Annotated in this window: 13 protein-coding genes; 6 read left to right on the forward strand and 7 right to left on the reverse strand. The window is 64.2% G+C overall.

The features are described 5' to 3' along the window. Nucleotides 1-180: 180 nt before the first annotated feature. Nucleotides 181-444 carry a 30S ribosomal protein S15 gene (gene rpsO, locus AC0MRV_RS14015; protein ID WP_472765112.1) on the reverse strand — a complete coding sequence of 88 codons (264 nt, stop codon included), beginning with the start codon at nucleotides 442-444 and terminating at the stop codon, nucleotides 181-183. 408 nt (nucleotides 445-852) lie between these two features. Between rpsO and AC0MRV_RS14020 the strand changes: the two genes are divergently transcribed. From AC0MRV_RS14020 to AC0MRV_RS14030, 3 genes are read left to right on the forward strand one after another with little or no spacing between them, the layout of a single operon-like run. Further along, the gene (locus tag AC0MRV_RS14020; protein ID WP_472765113.1) at nucleotides 853-2,250 is read left to right on the forward strand and encodes an efflux transporter outer membrane subunit; all 1,398 of its coding nucleotides are present in this window, start codon (nucleotides 853-855) and stop codon (nucleotides 2,248-2,250) included. A gap of 16 nt (nucleotides 2,251-2,266) precedes the next feature. Beyond that, on the forward strand, nucleotides 2,267-3,436 hold the full coding sequence (locus AC0MRV_RS14025) for an efflux RND transporter periplasmic adaptor subunit (RefSeq protein WP_472765114.1): 1,170 nt from the start codon (nucleotides 2,267-2,269) through the stop codon (nucleotides 3,434-3,436). After that, nucleotides 3,433-6,564 carry an efflux RND transporter permease subunit gene (locus AC0MRV_RS14030; RefSeq protein WP_472765115.1) on the forward strand — a complete coding sequence of 1,044 codons (3,132 nt, stop codon included), beginning with the start codon at nucleotides 3,433-3,435 and terminating at the stop codon, nucleotides 6,562-6,564. Before AC0MRV_RS14025 ends, AC0MRV_RS14030 begins: the two co-directional genes overlap by 4 nt. A gap of 7 nt (nucleotides 6,565-6,571) precedes the next feature. Here AC0MRV_RS14030 and AC0MRV_RS14035 read toward each other — a convergent pair whose 3' ends face one another. The 4 genes from AC0MRV_RS14035 to AC0MRV_RS14050 form a co-directional block, all read right to left on the reverse strand. Beyond that, a complete protein-coding gene (locus tag AC0MRV_RS14035; protein ID WP_472765116.1) occupies nucleotides 6,572-6,964 on the reverse strand; it encodes a DciA family protein in 393 nt (130 codons plus the stop codon). A gap of 69 nt (nucleotides 6,965-7,033) precedes the next feature. Next, nucleotides 7,034-8,785: an ABC transporter ATP-binding protein gene (locus AC0MRV_RS14040; protein WP_472765117.1), complete on the reverse strand. Its 1,752-nt coding sequence runs from the start codon at nucleotides 8,783-8,785 to the stop codon at nucleotides 7,034-7,036. Nucleotides 8,786-8,799: 14 nt separating this feature from the next. Next, on the reverse strand, nucleotides 8,800-9,717 hold the full coding sequence (locus AC0MRV_RS14045) for an ABC transporter permease (RefSeq protein WP_472765118.1): 918 nt from the start codon (nucleotides 9,715-9,717) through the stop codon (nucleotides 8,800-8,802). A gap of 49 nt (nucleotides 9,718-9,766) precedes the next feature. Beyond that, the gene (locus AC0MRV_RS14050; RefSeq protein ID WP_472765119.1) at nucleotides 9,767-10,687 is read right to left on the reverse strand and encodes an ABC transporter permease; all 921 of its coding nucleotides are present in this window, start codon (nucleotides 10,685-10,687) and stop codon (nucleotides 9,767-9,769) included. A 173-nt stretch (nucleotides 10,688-10,860) separates the two neighbouring features. On the opposite strand from AC0MRV_RS14050, the gene AC0MRV_RS14055 reads away from it, so the two are divergent. Beyond that, a complete protein-coding gene (locus tag AC0MRV_RS14055; RefSeq protein WP_472765120.1) occupies nucleotides 10,861-13,281 on the forward strand; it encodes an ABC transporter permease in 2,421 nt (806 codons plus the stop codon). A gap of 7 nt (nucleotides 13,282-13,288) precedes the next feature. On the opposite strand, the gene AC0MRV_RS14060 is transcribed toward AC0MRV_RS14055, so the two are convergent. After that, the gene (locus AC0MRV_RS14060) at nucleotides 13,289-14,659 is read right to left on the reverse strand and encodes a sugar transferase (protein WP_472765121.1); all 1,371 of its coding nucleotides are present in this window, start codon (nucleotides 14,657-14,659) and stop codon (nucleotides 13,289-13,291) included. Nucleotides 14,660-14,766: 107 nt separating this feature from the next. Here AC0MRV_RS14060 and AC0MRV_RS14065 point away from each other — a divergent pair, with 107 nt between their 5' ends. Together AC0MRV_RS14065 and AC0MRV_RS14070 are read left to right on the forward strand one after the other, a co-directional pair. After that, nucleotides 14,767-18,891 (forward strand): ATP-binding protein, encoded by a 4,125-nt coding sequence (locus AC0MRV_RS14065; protein WP_472765122.1) that lies wholly within the window; start codon nucleotides 14,767-14,769, stop codon nucleotides 18,889-18,891. Continuing rightward, complete coding sequence (locus tag AC0MRV_RS14070) at nucleotides 18,888-19,277, forward strand: response regulator (RefSeq protein ID WP_472765123.1); 390 nt, start codon at nucleotides 18,888-18,890, stop codon at nucleotides 19,275-19,277. Before AC0MRV_RS14065 ends, AC0MRV_RS14070 begins: the two co-directional genes overlap by 4 nt. A gap of 6 nt (nucleotides 19,278-19,283) precedes the next feature. Here the strand turns inward: AC0MRV_RS14070 and AC0MRV_RS14075 are convergent, their stop codons facing one another. Beyond that, the gene (locus tag AC0MRV_RS14075; protein ID WP_472765124.1) at nucleotides 19,284-20,273 is read right to left on the reverse strand and encodes an aldo/keto reductase; all 990 of its coding nucleotides are present in this window, start codon (nucleotides 20,271-20,273) and stop codon (nucleotides 19,284-19,286) included. Nucleotides 20,274-20,315 lie beyond the last annotated feature (42 nt).

Genomic DNA, 20,315 nt, shown 5'->3' on the forward strand with positions numbered 1-20,315 from the left:
GAAAAAGGAGCGGTAACCGCTCTCGTGACTCTCAAATCTGGTTCGAGAGATTTCCGAGTGGCGCCCGGCGAGGTGCCGGCGGCAGGCGGAAATGTCCCGATAGGAGAAGCGCGAGGGGCGGAAAGGCGGAAAAAGAACAACGGGCGGCCCCGGTAAGGGAGCCGCCCGTGGAAAGGGGGATTACTTGCGCAGGTTGAGCTTCTGGAGGAGCTCGCGGTATTTCTCGAGGTCGTGGCGCTTGACGTAGTCGAGGAGCTTACGACGACGGGAGGCCATTTGCAGGAGGCCGCGGCGGGAGTGGAAGTCCTTGCGGTGGATGCGCAGGTGCTCGGTCAGGTGATTGATCCGGGCGCTCAGGATGGCGATCTGGACTTCGGACGAGCCGGTGTCCTTATCGTGGGTCTTGAACTGTTCGATGATTTCGGGCTTAGCGACGGTAGACATTGGTTATTAGTAAGGTTGCATAACTGTAGGGGGCTTCGCAGCCCCGTGGACCCCGCATCCGACACAGCGCTTACTGTGCCATCAGCCGAACCCACCGTTCCAATCCCGCGGGAGGCGAGACCAGTCATGGTGGAACCCCGCAACCGGCGGAGTTTCACTAACGCAAGGGGCGACATTCAAAAACGGGGCGACCGCGTGCAAGCGCAATTTTTCGGCAAATTTGGCCGCCTGAGCGGGTCTAAATCCACGGGGTCGCTCAAGGGGTCAAGACCTCAGCCACCCTAGGGTCGCGTCCGGGGTAATCGGCCCGGGGCGTTTGATATCCCGGTCGAGCGGACTTCGGTGAGGGCGGTGTTCGAGGTTAGCCCCAGTTCAGCGGACGAGCCGCAGCACCCCGTTGGGCGCAAAATGCGTCGGCGGGCGTGGGAACTCGCGGCGGCGGTCGCGGCGATGTGTGCGTGGTGGGGGGGATGCGCGACCCCGGTGACCGAGACGCCGGCAGTCGACGTGCCGGTCCAGTTTGGCGAACAGGGCGGAACCGTCGAACCGCCGGAACGGTGGTGGACGGCGTGGGGCGACGCCGAGCTGACACAGCGGATCGACCGCGCTCTGGCGGCGAATCTGAGCTTGGAGGCAGTCTGGCAGTCCTTGCAGGAGGCGGAGGCCGTGGCGCGGCGGACCGGCGCGTCCCGCTGGCCGGAGTTGGAGGCGAGCGCGGGGGGGAGCGATCGCCGCGAGGCGGGTGTCTCGGAGCGCGAATACGGAGCCGGTCTGGCGGCAGCTTACGAAGTGGACCTTTGGCGGCGCGTCGGCGCCGCGGCGGCGGCAGCCGATTTTCGCGCCGAGGCGGCCTACACCGACCTGCAGGCGGCGGCGTTATCGCTTTCGGCCGAGGTGGCGGTGAGCTATTTTCAATTGATCGAGGCCCGCCAGCAGCGAGAGCTGTTGCAGGATCAGCTGGCCACCAACGAGAAAGTGCTGCGGTCGCAGCGCGCACGATTCAGTGGCGGTTTGGTGCGCAGTGCGGACGTGCTCCGCCAGCAGCAGGTGTTGGAACGCAACCGCGGCCAGTTGGCGTTGGTGGAACTGGAGATGGCGGTGCTCGAGCATCGTCTCGCCGTGCTGCAAGGCCAGCCGCCATCGCCAGTCCCGGGCGCGATCGCGACCAGCCTGCCGACCCTGCCGGCGATGCCTCGCACGGGGGTGCCGGCGGAGTTGCTGCAACGGCGGCCCGATGTGCAGGCGGCGCTGGCCCGCTTGCGCGCAGCGAACGCGGAATTGGCCGCGGCCGTCGCGGAACGTTATCCGCGCATCACCCTGCGAGCGTCGCTCGATACGGTGGCGGATCGACCGTCGGCTTTGTTCGACGACTGGATTCGTAACCTGGCCGGGCAAGTGGTCGCGCCGCTCTTTGACGCCGGGAACCGGCAGGCCGAGGTCGAACGCAACGAGGCAATCGCCCGACGACGCTTGGCGGAGTATGGTCAGACCGTGCTCGAAGCCTTGCGCGAAACCGAGGACGCCTTGGTGCGCGAGCGGCGGCAGGCGGAGCGGATTGCGAGTTTGGAGGCGCAGGCGCGCCTCGCCCAGCAGTCCTATCAGCGATTGCTCAATGAATACCTCAATGGCGTGACCGACTTCCTCGATGCGCTGACGGCGCTCAATCAAGTGCAGCAACTGCAACGCGATGTGCTGGAGGCGCGGCGAGTCCTGGCGGAATACCGGGTAGGGGTGTATCGGGCGCTGGCCGGAGGCATCGCGCCGGATCGATCGCAACTGGCCCAAGCGGTGAGTCCGGAGGCATGAATCCCTTTTTAAAGAGATGAATTGGAAACGAACCCTGCTCCTTTGCGTGATCATCGCCGCCGTCGCGGCGGGGGTTTCGGCTTTGATCTACTCCACCGAACCCGCCGCGCAGCGCTCCACGATGAGCAAACGCACGGCCATGCTGGTCGAAACCGTGACGGTCCAGCGCGGGGACTACCGGCCGCAGATCGTGGTGATGGGTGTGGTGCGGGCACGCGATGATGTGGCCCTGAGCTCGCGCGTGAGTGGCGAGGTCCTGGAGCGGATGCCGGCGTTTGATCCGGGCAACTTGGTCAAAGCCGGTGAGCCGCTGCTGCGGATCGACCCGGCGGACTTCCGCAACGTGGTCGCGCAGCGCCGCAGCGCCTTGCATCAAGCCGAGGCAAATTTGGAATTGGAAATGGGGCGGCAACGCGTCGCGCAGATCGACTACGAGTTGCTTGGTGACGAGCTCGGCACGGACAACGCGTCGCTGGTGCTGCGCGAACCCCAGCTCAACGCGGCCAAGGCCGATCTGGAGGCGGCGCAGGCCGACCTCGATCAGGCGCTGCTGGATCTCGAACGCACGACGGTGTCGGCGCCCTTCGACGCGATGGTGTTGTCGCGCGATGTCGGCGTGGGCTCGCAGGTTTCGAGGGGGCAGTCATTGGGGCGACTGGTGAGCGTCGATTCGTATTGGGTGACCGCGACGGTGCCGCTCGACAAATTGTCGCGCATCCAGTTCGGCGAGGGTTCCGCCCCGGCCGGTTCGCGGGTGGTCCTGCGGAGTCGGGCGACCTGGCCCGAGGGCGCGACCCGCGAAGGACGGGTCGATCGTCTCATCGGCGCGCTCGACGAGAACACCCGTTTGGCGCGCGTGAACGTGGTGGTCGAGGACCCGTTGGCGCGCCAAGCCTCGGCCAACGATCAGCCGCCCTTGATCATTGGCGCCTTGTTGGAGGTCACAATCGAAGGAGCTCCGCTGGCGGGGGTGGTCCGATTGGAGCGAAGTTATCTCCGCGAGAACAACACCGTTTGGGTGAATGATGACGGCGAGCTCCGCATCGCCGCGGTCGACGTGGTGTTCAGCGATGCGCGGCACGTTTATATTCGCGACGGACTGGCCGACGGCGCGGCCGTGGTGACGACGGGATTGAGCGCGATCGTCGAAGGCGCGCCCTTGCGCACCGAAGGAGGCGACGAATGAGCGCCGAGGCACCGCCGCCGAAGCGGACGGAGTTGAAGGGCGACGGTGTCATCGGCTGGATGGCGCGCAATTCCGTCGCCGCCAATTTGCTCGTGGTGATTCTGCTGGTCGGCGGACTTTGGACCGCGGCCAATATTCAGAAGGAGGTGTTCCCGTCCTTTCAGCTCGATGTCGTCACGGTGAGCGTGGGCTACCCGGGCGCTGCGCCGGCGGAAGTGGAGCAAGGCATTTTGTTGCCGATCGAGGAGACGGTGCGCGGGGTCGACGGCATCAAAGAGATCACGTCGGTGGCGCGTGAGGGTGGGGGTTCGGTGACGATCGAGTTGGTCACAGGCACGGATCGAATGCGGGCGTTTCAGGATGTGGACCAGGCGGTGAGTCGCATCCGCACCTTTCCCGATGACATCAACGAGCCGCAGGTCAGCCTGCGCACGCAGCAGCGCGAAGTGCTCAACATCGTGCTGTTCGGGGCCGGCGATCAGTGGACGCTGCGGCGCATGGCCGAGCGACTGCGCGACCAGATGTTGAGTGATCCGCGCATCACTCAGGTTGAGCTGGGCCGTTCGCCGGACTTCGTGACCCATGTGGAGATCCCGCGGGCGACGCTGCGTGAATACCAACTCACCCTCGGGCAGGTGGCCGCGATCATCCGCGAGTCGAGCGATGACATTGCGGCGGGGGCGGTCGAGACCGCGACCGGGGAGATTCTGCTGCGCATGAAGGAGCGCAAACAATGGGCGGATGAATACGCGCAGATCGAGATCCTCGCCGCGCCGGACGGGGCGCGGGTGCGTTTGGGGGACATTGCGACCATCACAGACGGCTTTGAGGAGGGGAGTTTTCCTTCCCAGTTCAACCAGTCGCTCTCGGCGGAGGTGAATGTGTTTCGGATCGGCGATCAGTCGCCGCTCGAGATCGCCGAAGCGGTGGAGGAAATCATGGCCGACTTCGAGATCGGCCTGCCGCCGGGGGTCGAATGGCGCATCGATAGCAACGCGGCGGAGGACTATCGTCAGCGGCTGTCACTGCTCATCGAAAACGGCGTGCTCGCGATGGTGATCGTGTTGGCGATTCTCGCGATCTTCCTGGAGCTGCGCCTGGCGTTTTGGGTGATGATGGGGATGACGATCTCGTTCGTCGGCGGCATCATGTTCCTGCCGGTGGTGGATGTGAGCATCAACATGATCTCGATGTTCGCCTTCCTGGTGGTGCTCGGCATCGTGGTGGACGACGCGATCGTGGTGGGCGAAAACGTCTACGAATACCGGCAGCAGGGCATGAGTTTCATGGAGGCCGCGGTGAAGGGCGCGCGCGACATCGCGGGGCCGGTGATCTTCAGCATTTTGACCAACGTGGTGGCGTTCATTCCGTTGCTGTTTCTGCCCGGTGAAACGGGCATGTTCTGGTGGCCGCTGGCGGCGGTGGTGATCATCGTGCTGCTGGTTTCCCTGTTCGAGGCGTTGTTCATTTTGCCGGCCCACTTGGCTCATACGGGTGAGGGCGGCGGTGGCCGGGTGGGGCGCAAGTTGCACGGGACCCAGCAGAAATTCGCGCAGGCTTTCAGCCACTTCGTGAACACGAAATACAAGCGCTTCCTCAAGCTGTGCCTGCGCGCGCGCTACGTCACGCTCACCGCGGCGCTGGCCCTGTTTGTGATCGTGGGCAGTTACGCCACGAGCGCGCACATGGGGATGATCAACATGCCCGAGGTCGCGGCCGACGAGATCGAGGCGGGCATCCGTCTGCCGGTCGGCGTGACGCCAGAACAGGCCGCGCGCGTCGCGAATGATGTGACTGCGTCGACTCAGCGGATGTTTGAAGAGCACAACCTGCACAAGGTGGCAGAAGGCATCAAAACCAACGTGCGCGGCGGCAGCTTCGTGGACGTGGAGATCGTGATGCGCCCGCCGGATCAACGCGACATGACCGCGGCCGAGGTGATCAAACTGTGGCGCGACGAAATCGGCGACATCCCGGGTGTGAGCCAGATGACCTTTGAAGCGGAGAGCGGTCCGGGCGGCTACCGCCAGGACATCGACGTGGATCTGAGCCACGACGACATCGACGTGTTGGAGAAGGCAACGGCCGCGTTTGTGGCGCGGGCGGAGCAGTTCGCCAACACCCGTGACGTGAGCGACAACTACAACAAGGGGAAGAAGCAGATCGACTTTCGCCTGCGTCCGGAAGGGCGCGCGCTCGGGCTCACCTCCGACGATGTCGGCCAGCAGATTCGGGATGCATTTTACGGTGCGCTGGCCACGCGCCAGATGCGCGGCACCAATGAAGTCGAGGTGCGGGTGAAGCTGCCGCTCACGGAGCGCAAGGACCTGCACAACCTGGAGGACCTCGTGATCATGACCCCCTCGGGGGCGGAGGTGCCGCTCTACGACGTCGTCGAACTCGACTACGGCGAGGCCTTCACCTCGATCAATCGGCGCGACGGCCGGCGGGTGGTCGGCGTATCGATGGATGTCGAGCCGAAGCGCGCGATCGGCCAGGTGATCGACGCCTTCGACAACGAAGTGCTCCCGCAATTGCGCGCGGATTTTCCGGGCCTGACCTGGAGCTTCGAAGGCTCCCAGGCGGACATGCGGGAGTCGACGCAGGTCTTGTATGCCGGGCTGGGCATGGCCTTGTTTGTGATCTACGCCCTGCTCGCGATCGCGTTCGGAAGTTACGTGCAACCCTTTGTGGTGCTGGTGGCGATTCCGTTCGGTGCGATTGGCGCCGTGATCGGGCACATGATTCTCGGCTACGACCTTTCGCTCATCAGCCTCATGGGCATCATCGCGCTGTCGGGTGTGGTGGTGAACGACTCGCTCATCATGATCGATTTCGCCAACCGGCAACGACGCAAGGATGCCTCGGCGTTCGATGCGATCCTGCAGGCCGGATTGCGGCGCTTCCGTCCGATCGCGCTGACCACGATGACGACGGCGGGCGGTTTGATTCCGATCATCTCGGAGCGCTCGCTGCAGGCGCAGTATTTGATTCCGATGGCGATCTCGTTGGGCTTCGGCATCGTCTTCGCGACGATGATCATTCTCGTGCTCGTGCCCTGCCTCTACATGGCCCTGGAGGATGTGCGCGGCTGGCTGCTGAGCGGAAAACAGGCGCGACGCACCTGACCCGGTCTCAACCGGCGCGAAAGGTCATGCCCTTGATCGCGCCGCAACCAGGGACGGCCTTGATGGCGGGCAAGAAGCGACGGCGATTGTTGGAAAGTTCCTGTTTCGCGACCGAGTTGGAGACCATGACGACCAGCCAGCCGGAGTTGCTGATCTCCACCACGTGCGAATAGGCCGCGAGGGTGGGGGTGACGAGTTCCGGCCAGCGTTCGCGCAGGACCTGCACCGGCGAGGAGTCGGTGAGGTGGTATTTGTGCACCAGGTTCTCGATGACGTCGCCGGCGGACTTGGTCTGGCGTTTGACCTGTCGACGCGGCTCGTTGAAGGGCACGCCGCGCAGGTCGCCGATCAGTTCCTCGGCGAGACGGGTGAAGCGTGCGGGTTCACGGTCTTTGGACACGGTGGGAAGTTTAACCACGAATGGACACGAATGAACACCAATCCTGGCGGTTTATCGGTCGGGCCGCCCTCACTCGCCGCCCAAGGCTGTCTGGCGTTCGTAGAGGGTCTTGTAGAGCGGGCTGGTGGTGAGGAGCTCGTCGTGGGAGCCCCGGGCGGCGAGGCGGCCGCGGTCGAACACCAGGATCATCGAAGCATCGCGGATCGTGCTGAAGCGATGGGCGATGATGAGCACGGTTTTGCCGACCACCAACTCGCGCAGGGCCTTTTGGATGAAGGCCTCGCTTTCGCTGTCCAGCGCGCTGGTGGCTTCGTCGAGGATGAGGATCGGCGCGTCGCGCAGGAAGGCGCGGGCGAGAGCGAGACGTTGGCGCTGGCCACCGGAGAGCGAGGCGCCGCGTTCGCCGACGATGGTGTCGTATCCGTTCGGCAACTTCAGGATAAAGTCATGCGCGTAGGCGGCCCGAGCGGCAGCCTCAACCTCCTGGCGAGTGGCGTCGGGGCGACTGAGCAGGAGGTTGGCGTAGATCGTATCGTCGAAGAGAACGGACTCCTGAGAGACGATACCGATGTGGCGGCGAAGGTCGGCGAGGGATACATCACGCACGTCGGTGCCGTCGATTTTCACGTGACCGGAGACGGTTTCGTAGAACCGAGGGACGAGATTGGCGAAGGTGGATTTGCCCGCGCCACTCGGGCCCACCAAGGCGCAGACCGTGCCGGCTGGTATCTCGACCGTGACATCTTTAAGGACGGTCTCGCCTTCGCGGTAAGCGAACCGGACCTTGTCCATGATGATGTCGCCGCGGACGCGATCAAAGGGCAAGGGCTCGGCTGGGTCGGTGATGCTGACGGGTTCATGCAACACGACCTCAAGTCGCTCAAGCGCAGCCTGCCCCTTCTTGAGCTCGTTGTTGAGGTTGCCGAGTTTCTTGATCGGTTCGTAGCTGACATACAACGCGGTGATCAGGGCAATGAAGGACTCCAGCGGGACCTGCACGCGGTAGGCGTAGATGAGCGTGATGGAGATACCGATGGCGGAGATGATCTCGATCGCGGGGTTCAGCGCCTGGTGGTATTTGACCACTTTCATCTGAAAACGCACGAGGGCGTTGCTGATGCTGCTGAAGCGTTCGGTTTCTCGCTCCTCCAGACCGAAGGCACGCACCTCGCGAGCGGCAGCGAGGTTCTCACTGAAGCGGCCGGTGATGGAACCGAGCTCCTTTTGCACTTCTTGGGCGCGCCGGACGATTTTCTTGCCGATGAAACGGATCGGCAGGACGCAGAGTGGCACCACTGCGAGGCAGACCAGAACGAGGGCGACGCCGCGTTCGTTGAACGCCACCCAGATGAGAAAACCGATCGAGCCGAGCAGGGTGGCCGGCTGGCGGATGATTTCGTTGGCGGCAGAGGTGAGAGTGACCTGCAGCTGGTTGGTGTCCGCGAGGCCACGCGAAATGAGGTCGCCGCTGGACTGGCGCTGCAGGAACGAGAGGGGCAGGCGCTGCAACTTGGCGAAAAAATCGAGCCGGATCTTCTCGAGCACGCGCACGCCGGCGAGTTGCACGAGGTAGACGTTGCCGTAGCCAGCGAGACCGCGGACTAGGAACACGATGGGCAGCCATGCGGCGACGAGCGCGAGTTGCCAAGTGGTGAGGGTGGCGGCGTCTTCCGCGAAGATCTTCGGGAACACCCACTGCATCATCAGTGGCAGGCCGGCGCCATTGGCTGCGCCGTAGATCAGGCCACAGAGCAGGGCCGCGAGCAGGGTGCCTTTGACCGGCTTGAGGTAGCCGAAAAAGGGGCGGAAGCGCTTGATCATGCGCGGCGTGGCACTCAGTCCTTCGACGAGCGGACGTCGAGGGCGTCGCGCAGACCGTCGCCGAGGAAGTTCAGCGAAAAGAGGGTGAGCGAGAACACGGCACCGGGGAAGAGGAGCAGCCACGGGTATTCCTCCATCTTCTCCGCGCCGTCCTTGATGAGGGAACCCCAGGAGCTGAGCGGCGGCTGCACGCCGAGGCCGAGGAAGCTGAGAAAGGCCTCGAGCAACATGACCGCGGGAATGGTGAGCGTCGTGTAGACGATGATCGGGCCCAGCACATTGGGGATCATGTGGCGGAAGATGATCCGGCGCTTGCCGAGGCCCAATGACCGGGCGGCTTCGATGAACTCCATCTTCTTCAAGGACATGATCTGCCCGCGCACGATGCGGGCCATGGTCAACCACTCGACCGCGCCGATGGCGACGAAGAGCAGCAGGATGTTGCGACCGAAGAACACCATCAGGAGGATGACAAAAATGGTGAAGGGCAGCGCATACATGATGTCGACGATGCGCATCATGACAGTATCGGTCTTGCCGCCAAAAAAGCCGGCGACGGCACCGTAGACCACACCAATGGTGAGCGCGACAAAGGTGGCGCAGAGGCCGACGCCGATCGAGATACGACCACCGATCAGCAGGCGCACCAGCAGGTCGCGGCCGAGTTGGTCGGTGCCGAGCCAGTGGGTGCCGTTGGGTGACGCGAAGGTGTTGTTGAGGTTGGTCTCTTCGTAGCTGAAGGGGCTCAACCAAGGACCGACGATGCAGGCGATGGTGAGGAAGACGAGGAGACCGCCGCCGGCGAGGGCCAGCTTGTTCTTAGCGAGACGGTGCCAGGCGTCCTGCCACAACGAAGAACCCTGTTCGAGTTCGTCGGGCGCGGGCACGTTGGACGGGAGTTGGTCGGCGGAGGGGGAGAGGGAGAGGGACATTCGATGTAAGAGGTTGGATGTATGAAGTCTGATGTTACATCAGGGCGGCTTACTCGAATTTGAGCTTCGGGTTGAGGAGCACTTGGACGACGTCGACGATGAGGTTCATGCTGATGATGAGCGTCGCGTAGAGGATGACGGTGCCGAGGACCAAGGTGTAGTCGCGGTTGAAGGCGCTCTCGACGAAGGCGCGGCCGAGACCGGGGATCTGGAAGATGGTCTCGATGACGAACGAGCCGGTGAGGATGCCGGCGATGGCGGGGCCGAGGAAGGAGACGACCGGCAGCAGGCCGCCGCGCAGGGCGTGCTTGAAGATCACGCGGGTCTCGCTGGCGCCCTTGGCGCGGGCGGTGCGGATGTAGTCCTGGTTGAGGATCTCCAACATGCCACCGCGGGTGAGGCGGGCAACGTAGGCGGCGTAGACGAGGCCGAGCGTCGCGGCCGGCAGGACGCGGTCGTAGCTCGTATACCAACCCGAGGCGTTGAACCAACCGAAGTTGATGGCGAAGAGCAGCACGAAGAGCGGCCCCATCACAAAGGTCGGAATGCAGATGCCGGTGAGCGCGATCGACGAGCAGAGGTAGTCGGCCCAACTGTTGCGGTAAACCGCGGCGAAGGTGCCGAGTGGGATCCCGATCAACAACGCGACCACAAGTGACGTGAGGCCGAGTTCCAGCGAGACGGGCAACTTGTCGGCGATGATCTCATTGACGGTGCGGTTGGGGTATTTGAACGACGGTCCAAAATCGAAGTGGAGGATGATACTCTTCAGGTAGTCGAAGAACTGGACGTGCAGCGGGTTGTTGAGGCCGTAGTGGGCCTCGAGATTGCGCAGCACTTCCGGCGTCACGGCCTTCTCACTGTCGAAGGGACCGCCGGGCGCTTGGTGCAGCATCACAAAGGAGACGGCCACAATGATGAAGAGGACCGGAATGGCTTCGAGCAGACGGCGGGCGATGAAACGAAACATGGTGGTGGTTCAAGTGTGTGTGTCAGAACGGTGACTGCCTTTGTCTACTTGGCGACAAAAAGGGCGCAAAAGCACAAAAAGCACCCGCATCCCGGCGATCTTGCAGCCGATTCGCAGAGAAAATCAGATTTTTTTGCGACTCATGGCGGTTGAGTGGGGTGCTGGAGGGCATCATGTTGTCGGATCTACGCTTCACCCTGCGCTCGCTCGCCAAGGCTCCGGGGTTCGTTTTCATCGCCCTCCTCACCCTGGCCATCGGCATCGGGGTCAACACCACGATGTTCAGCATCGTCAATGCACTGCTCTTTCGGAGTCTGCCTTACGAGCGGCCGGACGAGCTGATTTCCATCAAACTGCTCAACACCTCCAGCGGGCGGATCGATGGCGGCCTTTCCATGCAGGAGTTTGAGGATCTGCGCGGAGCCGCGACCACGATCGGGGGGCTCTCCGCGATGCAATCCGGCACCTTCAATGTCAGCGGCGGTGACCTTGCGCCGGAACGATTCACGGGCACGTGGATGACAGGCAACGGTCTGCAGACCATCGGCGCCAGGCCACAACTTGGCCGGTGGTGGACGGACGACGAAGATGTCGCCGGCGCCGCGCCGGTGGTGGTGATCAGCGAGTCCCTGTGGCAAACCCGCTTCGGGGCCGCGCCGGATGTGATCGGTGAGACGCTGCGGGTGAACGGGGAGGTCGCCACGATCATTGGAGTGAGCCAGGGGAAGCTCGATTTCCCGGAGTCAACGGACCTGTGGATGCCCCGTCGCTACGATCGGGACAACGAGGAGCGCGACACCCGTTATCTCGATGTTTTTGGCCGACTGGCACCAGGCGTCGACGTGGCGGCGGCGCAACGCGAACTCGACGTGCTGTTCGCGCGCTGGGCCCAGGCCTACCCGGACGATTACCTGAATCTCGGCATCAAACTACGACTCATGCGCGAGGACTTTATCGGCGACCATGTGCGCCAGATGCTGGCGATCATGATGGCCTGCGTGACGGCGGTGCTGCTCATCGCCTGCACCAATGTCGCCAACCTGCTGCTGGTGCGCGGCGGCGCGCGGTCCAAGGAACTCGCGGTGCGAACCGCCCTGGGCGCGGGTCGCGGCCGCACGGTGCGCTTGCTGCTATTGGAGAGCCTGGTGCTCGCGGCCGGCGGGTCCTTGCTCGGGCTGCCCTTGGCGTATGGGCTGCTCGAAGCCTTTGGGCGGGCGATGGCGAACTCGGGTGAAACCATGCCGTCGTGGTTGGTCTGGCAGATGGATGTGAGTGTGCTGCTCTACGTGGCACTGGTGGCGGTCATGTCGTGTCTGTTTGCCGGATTGCTTCCGGCGGTGCGACTCACGCGATCAAACCTCGTGACCTTTTTGAATGACGCTTCGCGAGGCTCGACCGGCGCGCGGGGTGGGCGGTTGACGCGGACCCTGGTCATCGCCGAGGTGGCGCTGTCCTGTGTGCTGCTGGTGATGTCCGGGCTGATGATTCGCTCCGTGATCAAGTCGGCAGATATTCCGCTGGGCTACGAAGCGACCGGGATCATGTCCTGCCGCATTGGATTGCCCGAAGCCCAATACGCCGATGAAGCAGGGCGCATCGCGTTCTTCGAGCGCTTGCTCATCAACCTCGACGAACGGGCCGACGTGCGATCGGCCGCCCTGAGCAACCGGCTGCCAACGTGGGACGGAACCGGCGCGGTGGTGCTGGAAGATTCCCCGTTGACCGGTGGCGAACGGCAACCGGAGGCGGGCAGTGGCGTGGTGTCGGCGGGGTGGTTTGACCTGCTCGGCGTGGACCTGGTGGCGGGCCGGGATTTTGCGCGCACCGACACGCCCGATCGCGACCGCGTGGCGATCGTGAACCTGAAGGCGGCGGAGACCTTTTGGCCGGGGGAGAGTGCGCTCGGCAAACGCCTGAAACTCGGCCAGGCCGATGACGTGACCGATGATCCGTGGGTCACGGTGGTCGGCGTCGCGCCGTCGGTCTACCAGGGAGACTTTGAAAATCCGGTCGAGCCGCAGGTCTACCTCGCGCTGACCCAAGGCACCGCGCGTTATTATTCGCTGTTGCTGCGGACCACCAGCGCCGATCCCGCCGCCGCCGCCCAGTTGATGCGCGAGGAGGTGCGTCGGATCGATCCTGATCTGCCGATCTACTGGGTGCAGCCGTTGCAGCAGCACCTCGATCAAGCGCTGTTCTTCAACAAACTCTTCGCGTGGATCTTCGGCATCTTCGGTGGGGTCGCGCTGGTGCTCGCCGCGGTCGGCATTTACGGGGTGATGGCCTACAGCGTCAGCCAGCGCACGCCGGAGATTGGCGTGCGCATGGCGCTGGGCGCGAGTCCGCGCAGTGTGTTGACGCTCGTGCTGCGCGACGGCGGAGTGCACCTCGTCATCGGTCTCGCGATCGGTTTGGTGGTGGCCTTCTTCGCCGGGCAGTTGCTGCAGAGTTTCCTCTACGACGTGCAACCGGGTGATCCGCCCGCCTTCATGGGCACCATTGCGGTCTTGGTCGTCGCCGGGACGGTCGCTTGTGCGATTCCGGCGTGGCGCGCACTGCGAGTGAGCCCGATGGAGGCGCTGCGCGGGGATTAAACCGTGGCTAACGCGCGCCGCGACCGAGCAGCGCCACCGGGATCGTCGCGAGGAGGATTTTCAGGTCCAACCACAGGCTCCACTGGTCAATGTAGGCGAGGTCGAGGCGCACCCAATCCGCGAAGTCGGCGAGGTCGCTGCGTCCGCTGACTTGCCACAACCCGGTCATGCCGGGTTTCACGCTGAGGCGGCGGCGGTCGGCGCCGGCGGCAATCGCACCGATCTCGTCGAGGGGCAGGGGGCGGGGGCCGACCAGACTCATTTCGCCGCGCAACACGTTCCAGAGTTGCGGCAGTTCATCGAGGCTGTGACGGCGCAGGAAATGGCCCAGTGGCGTGACGCGCGGATCGTGGCTTAGTTTGAAGGCGGGGCCCTTGAGCTCGTTGCGCGCGGCGAGCTCGGCCTGCTCGGTCTCGGCGCCAACTCGCATGGTGCGAAACTTCAGCATCGTGAAGGGTCGGCCGTTGCGGCCTCCCCGCTCCTGGCGAAACAACACCGGGCCGCGGGAGGTGAACTTGACCGCGATCGCCGTGAGCAGAAACACCGGCGACAGCAGCAGCAAGAGCCCGCCCGCCAGGAGGTAGTCGGCGGCCTGCTTGACGGCGAGGGCGGTCGGGGCGGCGGACTGCGGGCGCACATAGAGCACGGGTTCGCCGGCAAATTCGTCCACCGCGAGACGCCAGGCGGAACCGAGGGGCAAGCCGGGGCGGATGAGCAATTCGACGCCCTCGCTTTCGCAGGCATCGAGCAGGGGTTTGATGCGCGCCGGGTCGGCGCCGGCCATGTTGGCCACAACCGCGTCGATCGCGTGTTGGTGGAGCAGGTCGATGAAGGCGGCGGCGTCGGTCGTGGCCGGGTCACATTCCGCCGCGGTCGAGAGCGCGTCGCGTTCGAGGCCGGACAGCGCGTTCTGGGCGATCCGGTTTTCGGCGGGCGAACCGAGCCAGAGCACCCGGCGTTGCCAGCGCTCGTCGCCGCTGCTCCAGCGGGTCAATTCGTGGCGGCCGTAGACGAGAATGACCCCGAAGCCGCCGACGAGCAGGATGACCGAGCGGGCGAACTCCTCGCGCACGAGGAAGAGCAGGAAGATGGTGCCGGCCACGGTCACCATGCAGCCGCGCACGATGATGAAGAGGATGCCCCAGCGTGAAGTCAGGCGCGGCTGGGCATAGAGGCCCTGCGAGCGCAGCATGAGCGGGCCGAAGACGCCGACCCACGGAAACAACCAGAGGTAGTTGGTGATGGCTTCCAGCGGATCGAGCGAAAAGCGGGCCAAGTAGGCTCGCAGTGAATATGCCACGCCGAGGGCCAGCATGAACAGACCACCGTCGGCAACCTGGCCGAGGAACGAACGGGTCTGGCGGGGGTGGGTGAGCATGGTGAGCGGAGGAGCGGTCGGCGGCGGCGGCGGTTTTTTGGGCCGGCGGGTGCGGGCTAAGAAAGGTTAATTGCAGGGAAGGGCAATGATTTGCATTTTCACCACCGATGCGGCGTGATCGCCCGGTGCCTTCGGTCGCGCGATTCAGACTCAACAGTTACCGTGTTCGTTTCATCGCGGCGATGACGAGTGTGGTGGTGCTCGGTTTTGTCGCGATGGTGCTCACCAACCGGTATTTCGGCGAGCGCACGAACCGGTCTCACGCCGAGGCCCTGGCGGAGCAGGGGCTGCAGCGGATGGTAAGCCAGTTGCAGGTCATCACCACCGACGCGGTCAACCAGAGCGCGGTGTTGGAGCGGGTGGTCCGCGCCCAGGCCGGAGCCTTTGATCCTGTCGCCGCGCTGTGTGATGTCGCGCCGCTTTTTATGGCGTCGGATTCGATCACTTACGCCGGCGTGGCGATCGCGGAGACCGGGGAATACGCCTTTCTGCAGCGGCGTGCGGATGGGGCGGTGTTGCTGCGACATTACGCCATCGGTGCGAACGAGGAGCGTTTCGTGCGCGACGGTTTGCTGGAGCCCGACGGGGCCCTGAGCGCGGTGCAGGTCTCGCCGTGGGACGGATACGATCCACGGGAGCGCCCTTTCTATTTGGCGGTCGCAAACGAAGGACGGCGGATCTGGACGGACTCCTACCTGTTCCCGGCGAATCAATTCACGCCGGCTTCGGCCGGGGTGACCCTAGCCTCGCCGGTGCGCGACGAGGAGGGGAAATTGCAGGCGGTGGTGGACGTCGACTTCGGGACCATCGAGCTGTCGCGTTTCGTGCGCCAGCTGCAGCAGGGCGTGGTCGGGCGGGTGTTCGTGATGGAACAGCGTGAAGACGGAGCCCGGCGCGTGGTGGTCCATTCGGATTACCTGGAAGCCGGTGCAGTGTGGGGCGCGAATCTCGGCTTCGATCCCTTGGTGGCGGAAAGTTCCCGGCGCTTCGAAGGCGACTTTGAGGTGCTGGCGGCCAATCCGCCGCCGCCGCAGATGATCGATTTGGACGGCGAGGAATTCCTGTCCAGCATCCGTTTCCTCGGGGGCGAGATGCAACCGCGCTGGATGGTGGTCTCGGTGCTGCCCATGGCCGTGGTCAGCGCGGAGATGCACAAATTGCAGCGGGCGGCGATCGGTATGCTGACGCTCATCGCGGTCGCGGGCATTGGCTTTTCTTGGTTTCTGGCGGTCGGCTTGAGCCGCCCGATCGCGCGGCTCGGCGCGGAGGTGGAGCGAGTCGCCGAAGGCAAGGCGATGCGCGACGAGGCGCGGCGGCGAGGTCCGGTGGAAATCACTCAGCTGGCGAACCAGTTTCATGTCATGGCCGAGAAGGTCGCCGATCGCGAGAAGACCCTGGTGGCCAACGAAGCATCGACGCGGGCGAATGCCCAACGGCTGTTGCGGGCCAACGACATCACCCACGACGTGGCGCTTACGCTGGCGCAGTCCGGTCTGGCGGACGGTATTCAGCAGGTGCTCGAATCGAGCCTCGAACTGCTCCAGGCATGGCGCGTTTCGGTCTGGCGAGTGTGCAATGAAGCGGGCGACATCGAGCTGGTTTCACTGAAATCCATCGATGGCCCGGTGGATTGTGGCCGGCTGCGCATCCCCCGGGCCGATCACGCCGCCTATTGGCAATCGATGGAGCGCGACGGCAAGGTGCTCGTGGCCGACGCGCGGACCGACAGTCGCACGGCGCGGATTTATGCGGAGCGGATGAAGCACGAGGGCCACATCTCGTTTCTGGATCTGGGCGTCGTGGTCGGCGGGCGAATCTCCGGCCTCTTTTCGGTGCACCGCCGCGATGGCGAAGCCTGGCGGGCGGAGGATGAGCTGCTGGCCCGGGCGATGACGGACCTGCTTGCCTTTGCGTTCGAACGCGAGGCTCGGCGGGTGGCCGAGCAACAGCTGGAGGCGCAGGCGAACCGCTTGGTGCGCAACAGCGAGTTGATCGCCGCGCTCACCCGCGAACTTTATCGCAGTGAATCCATTCAGGACGGGCTGCGCCACGCTTCGCAATTTTGCGGCGAGGCGCTTGAGGTCGCCTATGTGGTGACCTGGCTCGCCTTGGAAAAACGCGAGCTGCATGACTTCGTGAGCGTGTTTGATGTCGCCAGTGGCGGGCACCGTGACGGCGGGCCGCTTCCGCTTGCGGTGGACAAGCTCCTCAAGCGCGAGCTGCGGGAGGAGCGATGTCTGGTGATACCGGATTCCGCCGCCGACCCGGCCATGCGGGAATATTTCAGCAAACACCTGCCCGGTCTGCCGATGCTGAATCTCTTGATCAGCCCGCTGATGGCGCGTGAGCAGATCGTGGGGTTTGTCTGCGCGCAGTCGGCGGAGCAAAGCCGACGGTGGACGGCGGAGGACAAACTGTTTCTCGGCGCGGTGGCTGACGTGTTGTCGCTGCGCATGGAATCCCTCGCGCGACGCCAGGCCGAGGAGTTCTTGCGGCGCCGCTCCGAGCGTATCAGTGTGCTCAATACGGCCTTGAGTCGCGTCGCGGCGGACCCGGTGGTGCACGGCGATCGGGCCGAAGATGCGCTGCGGAAGCTCACGCTCATCTGCCTCGACGGCCTGCGGGTGGGACGGGTGAGCATCTGGATCCGGCACCCGGAGCCCGAGCGTCTGGAGATGCATCATCGCCAGGGATTGCGCGACGACTTCACCGACCAGCACTACAGTTTTGCGCAGACAGCGATTCCGCTGCTCTTCACGGCGCTGGAAAAGAACCGCCATGTTGAAATCAACCTGACGTCCGACGAGCCGATTGCCGCCCAATTCAACCCCGCGTGTTTTGCGCGCGACCAAGTGGTGTCGGTCCTGTGCACGCCGGTGCGCTTGCGCGGTGAGCTCAAAGGCATGCTGTGTGTGGAATCGCTGCGTCATCGGCGGACTTGGACGGAGGAGGAGAAGATCTTCAACGGCGCCATCTCCGATATGGTCGCGAGTGTCTTCGAGAGCGAGGCGCGGCGCATTGCGGAGATGGAGAACGAAGAGTCGCGCGAACGCATCCGGATGCTGATCGAGCGCACCCCGCTGGCTGCGATCGATTGGGACCGCGGCATGCGAGTGCGGGGATGGAATCCCGCGGCGGAGCGGATTTTCGGCGTGCCGGCCCAGGAGGCCCTGGGGCACAAGGCGTGGTTCATGGTGGACCCCGCGGAGCGTGAAGCGGTGGTGCGCGGTTGGCGACAGGTGCTGCGAGAGCAGGGCTCTTACGTGCCGCGGGTGCGCAATCGTCGCAAAGACGGCAGCGTCGTGATTTGCGATTGGCACAACAGCCTGCTCACCGATGCATCGGGCCGAGCGATCGGCATCAGTTCGCTGGTCGAAGACGTGACCGAGCGTGTGCGGGTGGAGGAGGAGGTGCGCGAGCTCAACGCTTCACTGGAGCAGCGGGTGGAGGATCGCACCGCCGAGCTGCAACGGGCCAATGAACGGTTGGAGGAACTGGACCGTTTGAAGTCCGAGTTCATCGCGACCATGAGTCACGAATTGCGGACTCCGCTCAACTCCATCATCGGCTTCAGCAAGATTCTTAAACAAGGGTTGGCGGGGCCTTTGAATGATGAGCAACTCAATCAGATCGGCCGGGTGCATGCCTCGGGCGTGCACCTGTTGGGGCTCATCAATGATCTGCTCGATCTCTCAAAGATCGAGGCCGGCCGCATGCGACTGGCGATCGAACGTTTCAACCCGGCCAAACTCGTGCACGATTTGCAGCAGTTGCTGGTGCCGATGGTGGCCGTGAAGGATCTGGAGTTTGTGGTGAAGAACGAGGTGCCGGAGGTGGAGATCGTGAGCGACCCCACGCGGGTTTATCAGATCCTGGTCAACCTCGCCACCAATGCCGTGAAGTTCACCCGCAAGGGGAACGTGACCGTGCGCGTGCATGCGGTGGATGACCGACTGCACTTCGAGGTCAGCGACACCGGCATGGGCATTGAGGCGGATAAAATCGGCCAGCTCTTCGAGGCGTTCCGTCAGGTCGATGGCTCGGCGCGTCGTGACTTCGAGGGCACGGGACTTGGCCTGTATCTCAGCCGTAAGATCGTCACGATGCTGGGCGGAAACATTGGGGTGGAGAGCGTCTACGGTGAGGGATCGCGTTTCACTTTCTGGCTCCCGCTCAACGCCGCGCTGCCCAGTGCGGATTCTCAATCGCCGTTTACCTCAGTCCGTTCATGAAACCCCACGTCCTGCTCGTCGAAGACAACGATTCCAATGTATACCTCGTGCGTTTCCTGCTGGAGCGCGCCGGTATGCGGGTGAGCCACGCCGCCAACGGTTTGGAATCCCTCGCGATGGCGCATCACGAGCGGCCTGACCTCATCGTGATGGATCTGCAGATGCCGGTGATGGACGGCTACGAAGCGGCGCGTCGGTTGAAAGCCGACGAGCAGTTGCGCGATATCCCCTTGGTGGCTTCGTCGGCGTATGCCCAGGTCAATGACGAGCAGAAGGCTTTCGACGCGGGCTTCGCCGGTTACATATCCAAGCCTTTCGACCCCGATACCTTTGCCGAAAAGGTGCGGGCGTTTTTGCCGGCGGGATTCGACGACGCGGCGGACTGAGGGCGTTCACTTGCCGCCATACCACACGCCGCGGCGCCAGTTGTGGCGCTGAAGGGTGGTGACCAGCTCCGCCGGCATGGGCGGCAGGTCGCTCACGCCGCAGTTGGCCTCGGCCTGGGCCACAGTGCGAATGCCCGGGATGACGACGCTCACCGCCGGGTGCGCCAGGACAAACTTCAACGCGGCCTGCGGCATGCTGTAACCCGAGCCGGCGATGTCGGCCTTCACGGCGTCCACGCGCTTGATGACGCGTTCGAGCCGGTCGCCGGCGAAATACCCGGCGCGAAAGTCGTCGGGATCAAAGGTCGTATCGGCGGTGAACTTGCCGGTCAGTGCTCCCTCGTCGAAGGCCACGCGCACGATGACCGCGACGCCGGTTTCGGCTGCCACGTCCAGCAATTCGGCCGCGGGTTCCTGTTCAAAGATGTTGTAGATGACCTGCACCGCATCGATCCAACCGTCGCGCATCAGGTCGATGACGCTGTTCTGATCCTGCTCCGGCGTGGAGACACCGATGAGGCCGACCTTGCCCTCCGCCTGGAGCTGGCGCAGCACCTTGAACGGCGTGGGGTTGCGGTTCCAGGCGCGGGTCCAGGTATGGAGTTGCAGCAGGTCGAGACAGTCCGTGCCGAGGTTGGCGAGGCGGGTCTCGATGTTGGCGCGGAGGTAGGCCTCGGAGTAACGTTCGTCGGCCTGGCAATAGGGCGAGGGCGGCCAGACGCCGTCGGCAGGCGGGGTTTTGGTGGCGACGAAAACCGACTCGGCTTTGCCGGCGGCTTGCCGCTCGCGCAAAACCTGGCCGATGAGTTTTTCGCTGCGCCCGTCGCCGTAACCGGCGGCGGTGTCGATGAAAGTGCAGCCGAGGTCGAGGGCACGGTTCAATGCCGCGAGTGAATCGGTGTCATCCTGCGCGCCCCATGAGCCGCCGATGGCCCACGCGCCGAAGCCGATTTCCGAAACCATGCGATCCTGTTTGCCGAACCTGCGAGTATTCATGACCGCCAGCTTCAGGTGGCGCAGGGGGGTGGGGCGAACGTG

Origin of the sequence: Actomonas spartinae, from assembly GCF_051209155.1 — a bacterium.
Taxonomy (GTDB): Bacteria; Verrucomicrobiota; Verrucomicrobiia; order Opitutales; family Opitutaceae; genus Actomonas.